An 11,600-nucleotide genomic window follows, 5' to 3' on the forward strand; every position below is an offset into this window, starting at 1 on the left:
CCCCTACCCCGGGTAGACCGGTCGGCTGCCTTCCGCGACGCGTTGCCACATGAGGCGGTCGTTGGTGAGCCAGACGTGGCCGTCGTCGACGCCGGCGAGGATGGGGACGCCGGGTGCGGCGTCGATGCCCATCATGCCGGCGCCCGTGACGGCTCCGGCGCTGGTGGACTCGACTCCGCCGCCGGCAGAGACGAGATAGGCCTGCATGGCGCCCCTGCCGCTGCGGCCCAGCACCGCGAGCTGGTCGGCGGTACGCCAGGCGACGTCCTGGTACTCGTCGAGGTCGGTCGCCAGCGGGATGAACTCGCCCAGGAAGACGCTGTCGCCGTCGTCAACGACGCGACCGATCACCAACTGGGTCTCCTCGCCGTCACGGACGAGCGCGGCGACGCGGCTGCCGTCGCGGGACGCTCGGAGTTGGGGGATCTCGGCGTCCTCGAGTTCGGGGGCGTTGACGCGGACGGGGTCGGTGCCGTCGCGCAGGAGCCAGACCTGGCTGGTGACCTCCTCGTCCTCGCCCTCGGAGCGGTCCTCCACGACCCACAGGTCGCCCTCGGCGTCCCACGACAACGCGCCGTAGGTACCGTCGGCGAGCACCTGCTCGAAGTCGGCACCCTCGGCCATGTCGGCGACGAGCACCTCCTCCTTGCCCACGGCGACGCCGGCGACCCGCTCCTCGTCGAGGTCGACGGCGTAGCGTTCCACGGGCACGTGGCCGGTGCCCGCCTCGCCCTCGACCGGGGTCTCCTGCAGGTCCTCGTCGAACCGCACCAGGGCGCCCTCCCGGGCGAGATACCCGGGCGCGCCCTCGGGCAGCCCGGAGGGGTCGACGCCGTTCCAGGCGGGATCGGCGGTCTCGAGCCATCCGCTGCCGGCGCCGGGGATGTTGATGTCCTCCCCGTCGACCCGCATCCGGAACTCCTGGACCTCGGGCAACTGCTTGAGTGTCCACGCGAGCTGGGCGGCCATCTGGAAACGCTGTTCGCCCGACGCCTCCTCGACCTCGCCGCCGAGGTCCACCGTCAACTGTCCGGACTGGTAGGCGGTCGCGATCTGAAGGTGCGCGGGGAAGGAGGTGGACACCGCCGGGGCGAGCCAGTCGGTGGGGCCGGCCAGCAGGTGGTTGGTGAGCTGGTGGACGAGGTCCTCGGTGGAGTGTTGGGGCAGGAGCACGTTGTCGGGGACGAGCGTTCCCGACGGCGCGAAGAAGTAGAGGTTGAGGGAGCGGTAGGCGCGTTCGACGTCGTGACTGCTCAGGAGCAGCTCGTCGGGGAGGGCGGCGATGCGCCACTCATCGTTGACCCGCTCCAGCGCGAGGGTCGCCTCGACCTGGGCGCCCTCGTTCGCGGTGCGGAACTGTCCGTCGGCGGCGACCGTGGCGACCTGGTTGGCGCTGAGGACGACCTCGGCGGTTCCCTCGTCCTCGTCCATCTCCACGACGTCGATGTCCATGGGCTCCTGGCCGTCGTAGACCAGGGCGGTGTCGTCCGGGCGCCACTCGGACTGTTGGTCGGGGGTCATGAAGGCGCGCGCGGCCCGGAACTCGTTCTCGAAGCTGCCCATGGAGGCGAGGAACTCGCGCACGAGTTCGCTGGGGGTCACGCCGGGCTGGGGAGGCACGGGGACGAGGCGGACGAAGGGGTCGCCCTGGTCATCGGGGTCCAGGTGGGCCTGGCCCTGGGAGACGGGACCGCTGGTCGGGATGCTGGCGCAGCCGGTGAGCACCCCGAGGGCGCACGCCACCGCCACCACACCACGCCCACGCCGGGTTCGGATCACTGTGCCTCCTCTCCGGTGCGCGACGGCGTCGCGTCGACGTCCACCTGTACGGGCGTCTGGTAACTGGAAGCGGGTTGGGTGAGGGAGATCTCCGGTGGGGCCAGCGGCAGGGGCGAGCCCTCCAGGACGCTGCCGTGGGTACGCGGCAGCGAGAGGCGGAACTGCGACCCCTTGCCGGGCGACCCCCACGCCTGCAGCCATCCGCCGTGGAGCTGGGCGTCCTCCTTGGCGATGGACAGCCCCAGCCCGGTGCCGCCGGTGGTGCGGGTCCGCGCCGGGTCAGCGCGCCAGAAACGGTCGAAACAGAGCTGGGCCTCTTCCTCGCGCAGCCCCACCCCGAAGTCGCGGACGGCCACGGCGACCGCGTGCGCGTCGGCCGCGGCGGCCACCACGATGTCCTTGTTCTCGCTGTGCTCGACGGCGTTGACGATGAGGTTGCGCAGGATGCGGTTGATGCGTCGCACGTCGACGTCGGCGGTGCAGGGCTCGGCGGGCAGCCGGAGCTGGATGGTGATCCCCCGCCGCTCGGCGAGCTGTTCGGCGTCGCCGGCGGCCTCCATGACGAGGTCGCGCAGGTCGGCGGTCTCCACCGAGAGGGTGACCGCGCCCGCGTCGTGCCGGCTGATCTCCAACAGGTCGGCGAGGAGCTCCTCGAACCGTTGGAGCTGGCTCTGCAGCAGTTCCACGGAGCGCGCCATGGTGGGATCGAGCTCGTCGCGGTCGTCGTAGAGGAGGTCTCCGGCCATCCGGATGGTCGTGAGGGGCGTGCGCAGTTCGTGGGAGACGTCGGACACGAACTGGCGTTGCACCTTGGAGAGTTCCTCCAGCTCCTGGATCTTCTCCTGGAGGTTCCACGCCATGTCGTTGAACGACTCGGCGAGGCGCGCCAGGTCGTCCTCACCACGCACCTGCATCCGCTCGGCGAGGTCACCGGAGCTGAGCCGTTCCGCCGAGCGCGCGGCCTCCCGCACGGGCGTCACGACCTGGCGGGTGACCAGGGACGCGATGGCCGCGAGGAGGAGGATCAACGCGAACGCCGCACCGATCATGGTGCGTTCCACGAGCTGCAGCATCTCCTGCTCGGCCGTGAGCGGGAACACGTAGTACAGCTCGAACGCGGTGGAGAGTCGGGCCCCGACCACCAGCGCCGGCGTCGTCTCGCCGCCCTCGGAGAGCGCCGCGTAGGTGTGGAACTGCGAGCGCAGCTCCGATGCCTGGACCTCCTCACGCAGGCGATCCGGCACCGTGTCGGCCGTGAGGCCGCCACTGATCCGACCTGGCATGTCGTCCTGCGAGGAGAGGATGGCCACTTCGTACAGGCCGGTCGCCCCGCTGCGCGCCGTCAGGTCGGCGGTGATGTCGTCGAGCTCGCGCTCAGGCTGGTCGGTGTTCTGCAGTTCGTTGAGGGCCGTGTTCAGGCCGACCTGGTGGTCGTTGTAGGCAGCGCGCTGCTGCGCGTCCAACAGGCCGTCCTGAACCTGGTACATCAACATGAACCCGATGGCCAACGTCACCACACTCGAGAGAAGCAGTGTGGTGGCCACCACCCGAACCTGGAGCGACTGACGCCATGTCGCCCGGACCGCGAGAACGAACCTGTGGACGGAGCGCCTGGTCGCGTTCACGACCCGCCACCCCGCACCACCGAACCGTTGCCCGCGCCTCCGGGACGTCTCAGAGTCAGGCACTGTGCACGTCAGCCCGTGCCGGCCTTGTAACCAACGCCCCGCACGGTCACCACGATGTCCGGACGCTCAGGGTCACGCTCGATCTTCGCGCGCAACCGCTGCACGTGCACATTCACCAGGCGGGTGTCGGCGGCGTGCCGATAGCCCCACACCTGCTCAAGGAGAACTTCACGGGTGAACACCTGGCGCGGCTTGCGCGCGAGGGCCACCAGAAGGTCGAATTCGAGAGGAGTCAGACTGATCGGCTCACCGTTGCGACGCACCGAGTGTCCGGCGACGTCGATGGTGATGTCACCGATCTGCAGCACCTCGGGCGCTGGTTCCTCCGTGCGGCGCAACCGGACCCGCACCCGCGCGACGAGCTCCTTCGGCTTGAACGGCTTGACGATGTAGTCGTCCGCCCCCGACTCGAGTCCGAGCACGACGTCGACGGTGTCGCTCTTCGCGGTCAGCATCACGATGGGGACGCCCGACTCGGCGCGGATCTGACGGCACACGTCGATGCCGTCGGCGCCGGGCAGCATGAGGTCGAGCAACACGAGGTCCGGCTTGGTCTCCCGGAACACCTCCATTGCCTTGTCCCCGTCATGCACAAACGATGGTTCGAAGCCCTCACCTCTGAGCACGATGCCCAGCATTTCCGCAAGAGCGAGGTCGTCATCGACGACCAGTACGCGTCCCTTCATAGAACTCCCGGCGCTCATGGACACTCCCCGTAGTCGAGAGGCCACTGGGGCGCCCTCTCCTTTCGGACACATCTGCCGCGCGGGACCGACTTTGGTCCGGTGTCAGCGGGTTTCGGCGCGGAACGCGCCTCACGTGGAACACCTACCTTGCCGTCTCACCGTCGGCGCGTCCAGACGGCAGATATCGAAAGGATACAAAACCCACGGAAGTGCCGACCGCTGTACAGGACGTCACCAGGTCTCCTGACATCCACAACGCCGCGCGCCACGGGCCACGCGTTCTTCCATCTCGCATACCGTGGGGCTCGCATACCGTAGGACGAACAATCCGGACTCCGCTGCCCCAGGAGGTGTCGGTAAGTGAGCCAGGACGACAGCCAGGGATGGCGGGCGCCCGACAGCGCGCGCCCCTCCGAGCCGGCTGTCGACTCCCCGTGGGCCGTCCCCGGTGGAACGCCGCCTCCCTCCCCGACCTCGCCCACGCCGCCGCGGCACGACCCCGGCTACGGTTACGGAGCGTCCGCGCCGGGAGGCCCCCCGCCGGGCTATCCCCCTGGCGGGTTCGCCGCTCCGGGCTACTCCACCCCCCACCAACGGCCACCCGAGCCGAGGCCGGGCATCATCGCCCTGCGCCCGATCGGGATGAGCGAGATCTTCAACGGCGCCTTCGGATACATCCGCCGCAACCCGCGCGCGACGCTGGGCCTGTCGGTGATCGTGATGGCGGCGGCGAGTGCCGTGGAGAGCTACGGCGCCGCCGTGTTCCTCGACGAGACCGTGACCCTCGTCCAGGACGCCTTCGTGGATCCCACCGTCCTGGACCAGGATCCCGAGACCATGAGCGCGGGAGGGACGTGGAGCACGGTCGCCGGCCTGGTGATCACCCTGTTCTCGTCGATGATCCTCACCGGCCTGCTGACCCTCGTCGTGAGCCGCGCGGCGCTGGGGAACACCACGAGTCTCGGCGCGGCCTGGCGCGGCGCGCGTGGCCGGCTGCCGGCGGTGGTGGGAGTCACGGTGCTGGTGACGCTCACCGTGCTGGCGCTCACCGCGGCGTGGGTGGGATTCATCGCCCTGATGACCGGTCTACTGGGCAATGTCACCGGGGTGATGGTCTCCGTCCCCGTCATCATCGCGTTGGTGGCGGTGACCGCGTGGATCTACATCCGCTTCGCGCTCGCCGTCCCGGCCGTCGTGCTGGAACGGCTCGGCCCGCTCGCGGCGATGCGCCGCTCCTGGCGGCTGATGCGTGGGAGTTGGTGGCGTTGTTTCGGCATCATCCTGCTCGCCTCCGTCATCATCTACGCGCTCCAACAGTTGCTGACCATTCCGTTCACCGTCGGAGCGGGCGTCGTCAGTTGGGTGGGGCAGGGCGCGGCGTGGACGCTGCCGGCCAGCACGGGCGTGCTGTTCCTGGGCACCCTGCTGTTGGTGGCGCTCAGTTACCCGTTCCTGACCGGCGTCAACGCGTTGCTCTACCTCGACCTGCGGATGCGCCGGGAGGGCCTGGACCTGCACCTGCAGACCATGCACCGCTCTGAGGAGCCGCTGGACGAGAACGCCCTCCTCCCCGTTCCGGCCCCGACCGCGGGTGCCAGCGCGGGGACCGGCCCCGCCGCGGGCTCCGCGGCGCCGGGGGCCACCGAGTGACTCCCCCGCTGGGCCTCCACGTGGATCGCGACACCGCGGACCGGCTCGCCCGTGAGGAACTGTCGAAGCCGGAGTACGCCGAGGGGCAGCCGTCGCTGATCGAGCGGTTGTGGCGGGCGTTCTGGGAGTGGGTCGACAGCCTGCTCTCCGACATCGCGCCCGACATCCCCGGATCCGTGGTCGTGGGGCTCGTACTCCTGGTGTTGGCGATCGCCGTCGTCGTGCTGGTCATCTACCTGCGCCCCGCGCGGCGCGCGCGCGGCGCGGGGCTCGGCTTCGACGTCGACGCGGTGTTGAGCGCGGCGGAGCACCGGCGGCTGGCCGACGAGCGCGCCGCCGCAGGCGACCACGCCGACGCGATCCGCGAACGCCTGCGCGCGATCAACCAGGAGCTCGAGGATCAGGTGATTCTCTCGCCCCGCCCCGGCCGGACGGCCACCGAGATCGCCAACGAGGCGGCGGAGTCCCTCGGCGACAGCGCCGCGCCGCTCCACGAGGCGGCCCGCGTCTTCAACGACGTCTGGTACGGCACGCACCCGGCGACGGCCGAGGGCTACCAGACCCTGGTGTCGGCCGACGAGGCCGTCCAACACCACGAGACCTCGCCAGAACCCCACCGGACGCACTCATGAGCGGCCCCACCCCGACCACCGTCGTCACGCCCTCGCTCTCCCGCCAGTGGCGCCGCTGGCGCGGCCCGGTGGCGGTGATCGCGGCACTGTGCGGCGTCGCCCTCCTGCTCGCCTGGGGTACGGCGGGGTCCCAGGCCGAGGGAGACCTGGACCCCGAGGCGGTCGACTCCTCCGGGAGCCGCGCGGTCGTCTCGATCGTCGCGGACCAGGGGGTGTCGGTCACCCCCGCTCGGGACTTGGACGAACTGAACGACGCCGTCACCGACGACACGCTCACGGTGGTCACCCAGAGCCAGCGTCTCGACGTCGACCAACTCGACGAGCTCGCCGCGATGCCCGGTGACCTGCTCCTGGTCGAACCCTCGGCCGCGGCGCTGGACACCCTGGCCCCGGGGGTCGCGCCCGCGGGGGAGGCCGCGCGCACGACGCTCGAGCCGCGCTGCTCGCTTCCCGCCGCGGACGCCGCCGGCGCCGCGACGGTGGGAGCCCAGGTGTACACGCCGCGGGACTCCGACGACGCGGAGGGCACCACCACCGTGGAGGAGTGCTACCCCTCAGTCGGCGGCGCGGCGCTGCTGCGGTTGGACGTCGAGACGGGGACCGGGCCGGACGCGCGGGAACGCACCGTGACCGTGTTGTCGTCCGGAGACCCGCTGCGCAACGGCCGCCTGCGCGACGCGGGCAACGCGGCGCTCGCGCTGAACCTAGTGGGAGAGTCCGCCGACACCGTGTGGTTCATCCCGGACCGGGGCATCAGCAGCGGCCAGTCCTCCGTGTGGGACCTGTTGCCGCGCGGGTTCTACCTCGCTGTCGCGCAGGTGGGGGTCGCGGCGGTGCTGCTGTTGCTGTGGCGCGCCCGCCGGCTGGGGCCCCTGGTGCACGAGCGGCTCGCCGTGGTGGTGAGCGCGACCGAGACCACCGAGGGACGAGCCCGGCTCTACCAGGCGCGGCGCGCGTCGCAACGCGCGGCCGACGCGCTGCGGGCGGGGTTCCTGAACCGGGTACGCCCGGTGCTGGGCCTCACCTCGTCGGCCACCCGCGAGGAGATCCTCTTGACCCTCACGGAACGCAGCGGACGCGACCGAGCCGAGATCGAGTCGCTGCTGTACGGTACGCAGACCAACAAGGGCAGATCCGCCGATGCTGACCTGGTGAGTTTCGCCGAGAAGCTCGACGAACTGGAAAGAGAGGTGCTGGGCGGTGGACGCCGAGGTTAAGGACGGGGTGCCCACTCCGGAGGAGGCCCGCCAGGCGCTGGTGGCGCTGCGCGGCGAGGTCGCCAAGGCGGTCGTGGGGCACGAGGAGACCGTGGCCGGGCTCGTGGTGGCGCTGCTCTGTCGCGGGCACGTACTGCTGGAGGGTGTGCCCGGCGTGGCGAAGACCCTCCTGGTGCGGGCCGTCTCCGCGGCGCTGGACATGGACCACAAGCGGGTCCAGTTCACGCCCGACCTGATGCCCGGCGACGTGACCGGGTCACTGGTGTACGACTCGAGGACCTCGAAGTTCGAGTTCCACGAGGGCCCGGTGTTCACCAACCTGCTGCTCGCCGACGAGATCAACCGCACGCCGCCCAAGACGCAGGCGTCGCTGTTGGAGGCGATGGAGGAGCACCAGGTGTCGGTGGAGGGCAAGCCGTGGCCGCTTCCCGACCCGTTCGTGGTCGCCGCGACCCAGAACCCCGTCGAACACGAGGGGACGTACCCGCTTCCCGAGGCGCAACTGGACCGGTTCCTGCTGGAGCTGATCGTTCCGCTGCCCGGGCGGGACAACGAGGTGGAGATCCTGCACCGGCACGCGACCGGGTTCGACCCCGGTGACCTGGAACAGGCGGGGATCAAGCCGGTGGCGAGCGCCGCACACCTGGCCGCCGCGCGGGCGGCGGTCGCCGCGGTGCAGACGACGCCCGAGGTGCTCGGCTACATCGTGGACATCTGCCGGGCCACCCGCGAGTCGCCGTCCCTGCAGTTGGGGGTTTCCCCGCGTGGCGCGACGGCCCTGCTGCGGACGAGCCGCGCGTGGGCGTGGTTGTCCGGACGTGACTACGTCACCCCCGACGACGTGAAGGCCATGGCCCGCGCGACGCTACGCCACCGGATCGCGCTGCGTCCCGAGGCCGAACTGGAAGGCAGCACCGCCGACCGTCTGCTGGCCGGGGTGCTCGCGGCCGTTCCCGTACCGAGATAGGTGGTCCGCTGTGGCGATCACCGGCAGGGCCGTACTCCTCGCGGTGTTGTCCGCGCCCCTTGCGTGGCTGCTCGCACCGTTGGGCGGCTGGGGCGTCTTCCTGGGCCTCACCGGCGTGGTGGTGGCGCTGATTCTGCTCGACACCGCGCTGGCGGCCAGTCCCCGACGGGTGGGGCTGACCCACGACGGTGACAGCTCGGTGCGGCTGGGTGAGTCGGCGTCGGTGCGCCTCGTCGTCGTGAACGAGTCCGGGCGCCGGTTGCGGGCGGTCGTGCGGGACGCGTGGCCACCGAGTGCGCACGCGACCCCGCGCACCCACACCGTCGACGTCCCGGCGGGGCGGCGGCGGGCCGTCGGGATGACGCTGACCCCGTCCCGGCGGGGGGACCAGCACGCCTCCGGTGTGACGATCCGCAGCCTCGGGCCGCTGGGGCTCGGTGCCCGGCAGGCCACCCACGCGGCGCAGTGGACCGTGCGGGGCCTCCCACCCTTCAAGAGTCGCCGACACCTCCCCGGAAAGTTGGCGCGGCTGCGGGAATTGGACGGCCAGCAACGGGCGCTGGTCCGGGGGCAGGGCAGCGAGTTCGACTCGCTGCGGGAGTACATCCCCGGCGACGACGTGCGCTCGATCGACTGGCGGGCCACCGCGCGTTCGACGTCGATGGTGGTGCGGACCTGGCGACCGGAGCGGGACCGGCGGATCCTGCTCGTCCTGGACACGAGCCGGACCTCGGCGGGCCGGGTCGGGGACACCCCCCGGCTGGACCACTCGATGGACGCGGCCCTGCTGCTCGCCACCCTGGCGGCGAAGGCGGGCGACCGAGTGGACATGCTCGCCTACGACCGACAACCCCGCGCCCGGGTGGAGGCGCACGGCCGGGGTAGCGGCGTCGAGGCCCTGGTCCGGGCGATGGCCCCGCTGGAGCCCGAACTGCTGGAGCTGAACGCCCCCGGACTGGTGACCAGCGTGCTCACCAGCCAACCCAAGCAGCGCCACCTCGTGGTGCTCCTGACCGACCTCAACGCCGCGGCCCTGGAGGACGGCCTCCTCCCGCGTCTGCCGGCCCTGACCGCCCGTCACCTGCTGTTGGTGGCGGCGGTGTCCGACCCGCGCGTGGACGAGATGGCCCAAGGCCGCGGCGACGCCCGCAGCGTCTACGAGGCCGCGGCGGCCGAACACACCCGCGCCGAACGCCGCCGCCTCACCACCGAACTCCAACGCCACGGCGTGGAGGTCATCGACGCCCCACCCGACAAGATCGCCCCCGCGCTCGCCGACGCCTACATAGAACTCAAGGCCGCGGGCCGGTTGTGAGACGCGTCAGAAGGACCGTTCCTCGGCGATAGGCCCCTGACGCACCCTCCCCCCTCGGTGGCACCGACCACGCACCAGGCCAGGAAGTGGCGCCAACGAGCAACCAGAGGCCTAGCGGCGGGAGTCACGCGGAGCGCGTGGCCTTTTTGCTTTGGTCTCTTTCGTTGGGCGGTGGGTCACAGTTCGTCGCGGCGGACGGCGTCGAGGAAGGCTTGCCATTCGGTGGCGGGGAGGGTGAGGTGGCCGAGGTGGCGGTGCTGGGTGTCGCGGACGAGGACTGTGTGTGGGGTTTCGGCGACCTCGACGCAGTCTCCGCCATTGCCGTAGCTGTAGCTGTAGCTGTAGCTACTGGTGTGCCACGTCGTCATAGCTTTCTCCAAGGATCCTGAGTATGAGCGTGTGAGAGTCTGATGGTGAGAGCGCTTGGCCTTGAAGCTGGCCGAAGAGGTTGCTCAGCTCATCAACGACTCCTGGTGCGTCGAACACCTCGCCCTCGGTGACGTGTTCCACGTAGGCAACGGTGCCCCGTGTGTCCGCGCCCTCAAATTCCACACCCACCACACCATCACCGCCAAACTCACCACCAGCTAAACCCACAGGGCCAGCAACCCACCACCACGAACAACCAAAGCCGCCAAAGAATCTTGAGCCACGCGCAGCGCGACCTCGCTCAGCCCACCACGGGTGCGTTGGCGGGGCGTTCCATGATGTCGCCGCTGACTCCGCGTTGGGCGGCGGTGCGGCCGAGGGTGAAGACGTAGACCAGGAACAGGCCGAGGGCGGCGGCGCCGATGGAGATGCGGAGCCAGGTGATGTGGACGTAGCCGGTCACGAAGCCCTCGATGAGGCCGGAGACGAAGAGCACCGCGACGAGACCGAGCGCGACCGCGATTCCGGAGCGGCCCTCCTCGGCCAGGGCTCGGCCTCGGGTGCGCGCCCCGGGTTCGATCAGGCTCCACCCCACCTTGAGTCCCACTCCGGCGGCGACGAACACCGCGGTGAGCTCCAACATGCCGTGTGGGAGGAGGAGGCCGAGGAAGATGTCGCCCCTGTCGTTGGCGAACATGAACCCGCCCAGTACTCCCACGTTCGCCGCGTTGAGCGCGAGCACGTACAGCACGGGAAGCATCAGGAACACGCCGAGCACAAGGCACTGCGCCGCCACGAGCGCGTTGTTCGTCCACACCTGGGCGGCGAAGGCGGCGGAGTCGTACTCGACGTAGTAGTTGGCGAACTCGTGCTCCACGAGGTTCTGGATCTCGTCGGGCGTGGCCAGCGCGGCCTGCACGTCCGGGTTTCGCGCCACCCAGGCGCCGACGCCCGTCGCGAACAGGATGAACGCCGCTCCGGCTGTCAGCCACCACCAGCGCAGCCGGTAGACGGCGGCCGGGAACGTCTCGGTGAAGAAGCGGCCGACCTCGCGCCACGCGGACACGTGACCACCGACGATCGCGGCGCGGGCCCGAGCGACCAGCCCCGACAGCCGTGCGGCGAGGGCTGGGTCCAGTCCGCCGGAACGGACGACCGAAAGGTGGGTGGAGACACGCTGGTACAGCTCCATGAGCTCGTCGACCTCGGCCCCGGTGAGGCGACGACGGCGCTTGGTCAGGCTGTCCAGGCGGTCCCAGTCGCGTCGGTTCGCGGCGACGAACAGGTCGAGATCCAC

The 11,600-nt window shown here is 70.7% G+C and carries 12 protein-coding genes; 6 read left to right on the forward strand and 6 right to left on the reverse strand.

Annotated features, from left to right (window positions below; translation table 11 throughout):
* Positions 1-3: 3 nt before the first annotated feature.
* The 3 genes from J4H86_RS12190 to mtrA all read right to left on the reverse strand — a co-directional run bounded on the left by J4H86_RS12190 (position 4) and on the right by mtrA (position 4,153).
* On the reverse strand, positions 4-1,779 hold the full coding sequence (locus J4H86_RS12190; protein WP_236543616.1) for an LpqB family beta-propeller domain-containing protein: 1,776 nt from the start codon (positions 1,777-1,779) through the stop codon (positions 4-6).
* Positions 1,776-3,404 carry an MtrAB system histidine kinase MtrB gene (gene mtrB / locus J4H86_RS12195; protein ID WP_236543617.1) on the reverse strand — a complete coding sequence of 543 codons (1,629 nt, stop codon included), beginning with the start codon at positions 3,402-3,404 and terminating at the stop codon, positions 1,776-1,778. The genes J4H86_RS12190 and mtrB overlap by 4 nt, the downstream gene beginning before the upstream one ends.
* A 71-nt stretch (positions 3,405-3,475) precedes the next feature.
* Complete coding sequence (gene mtrA, locus J4H86_RS12200) at positions 3,476-4,153, reverse strand: MtrAB system response regulator MtrA (RefSeq protein ID WP_236544004.1); 678 nt, start codon at positions 4,151-4,153, stop codon at positions 3,476-3,478.
* 360 nt (positions 4,154-4,513) lie between these two features.
* Here mtrA and J4H86_RS12205 point away from each other — a divergent pair, with 360 nt between their 5' ends.
* Genes J4H86_RS12205 through J4H86_RS12225 form a run of 5 tightly spaced genes read left to right on the forward strand, consistent with a single transcriptional unit; the run spans position 4,514 to position 9,934 of the window.
* On the forward strand, positions 4,514-5,803 hold the full coding sequence (locus tag J4H86_RS12205) for a glycerophosphoryl diester phosphodiesterase membrane domain-containing protein (protein ID WP_236543618.1): 1,290 nt from the start codon (positions 4,514-4,516) through the stop codon (positions 5,801-5,803).
* A complete protein-coding gene (locus J4H86_RS12210) occupies positions 5,800-6,435 on the forward strand; it encodes a DUF4129 domain-containing protein (protein ID WP_236543619.1) in 636 nt (211 codons plus the stop codon). The genes J4H86_RS12205 and J4H86_RS12210 overlap by 4 nt, the downstream gene beginning before the upstream one ends.
* Complete coding sequence (locus J4H86_RS12215) at positions 6,432-7,652, forward strand: DUF4350 domain-containing protein (RefSeq protein ID WP_236543620.1); 1,221 nt, start codon at positions 6,432-6,434, stop codon at positions 7,650-7,652. Before J4H86_RS12210 ends, J4H86_RS12215 begins: the two co-directional genes overlap by 4 nt.
* Entirely contained in the window at positions 7,636-8,619 is a 984-nt protein-coding gene (locus tag J4H86_RS12220) for an AAA family ATPase (protein ID WP_236543621.1), read from the forward strand. The genes J4H86_RS12215 and J4H86_RS12220 overlap by 17 nt, the downstream gene beginning before the upstream one ends.
* Before the next feature lie 10 nt (positions 8,620-8,629).
* Positions 8,630-9,934 carry a DUF58 domain-containing protein gene (locus tag J4H86_RS12225; protein WP_236543622.1) on the forward strand — a complete coding sequence of 435 codons (1,305 nt, stop codon included), beginning with the start codon at positions 8,630-8,632 and terminating at the stop codon, positions 9,932-9,934.
* 176 nt (positions 9,935-10,110) lie between these two features.
* Here the strand turns inward: J4H86_RS12225 and J4H86_RS12230 are convergent, their stop codons facing one another.
* Both J4H86_RS12230 and J4H86_RS27630 read right to left on the reverse strand, forming a co-directional pair.
* Positions 10,111-10,302 (reverse strand): DUF397 domain-containing protein, encoded by a 192-nt coding sequence (locus tag J4H86_RS12230; RefSeq protein WP_236543623.1) that lies wholly within the window; start codon positions 10,300-10,302, stop codon positions 10,111-10,113.
* The gene (locus J4H86_RS27630; RefSeq protein WP_394356513.1) at positions 10,280-10,420 is read right to left on the reverse strand and encodes a hypothetical protein; all 141 of its coding nucleotides are present in this window, start codon (positions 10,418-10,420) and stop codon (positions 10,280-10,282) included. The genes J4H86_RS12230 and J4H86_RS27630 overlap by 23 nt, the downstream gene beginning before the upstream one ends.
* Between J4H86_RS27630 and J4H86_RS12235 the strand changes: the two genes are divergently transcribed.
* Entirely contained in the window at positions 10,358-10,525 is a 168-nt protein-coding gene (locus J4H86_RS12235; RefSeq protein WP_236543624.1) for a hypothetical protein, read from the forward strand. The genes J4H86_RS27630 and J4H86_RS12235 overlap by 63 nt on opposite strands.
* Before the next feature lie 79 nt (positions 10,526-10,604).
* On the opposite strand, the gene J4H86_RS12240 is transcribed toward J4H86_RS12235, so the two are convergent.
* Positions 10,605-11,600 (reverse strand): stage II sporulation protein M, encoded by a 996-nt coding sequence (locus tag J4H86_RS12240; protein ID WP_236543625.1) that lies wholly within the window; start codon positions 11,598-11,600, stop codon positions 10,605-10,607.

Origin of the sequence: Spiractinospora alimapuensis (genome assembly GCF_018437505.1) — a bacterium.
Lineage (GTDB): Bacteria > Actinomycetota > Actinomycetes > Streptosporangiales > Streptosporangiaceae > Spiractinospora > Spiractinospora alimapuensis.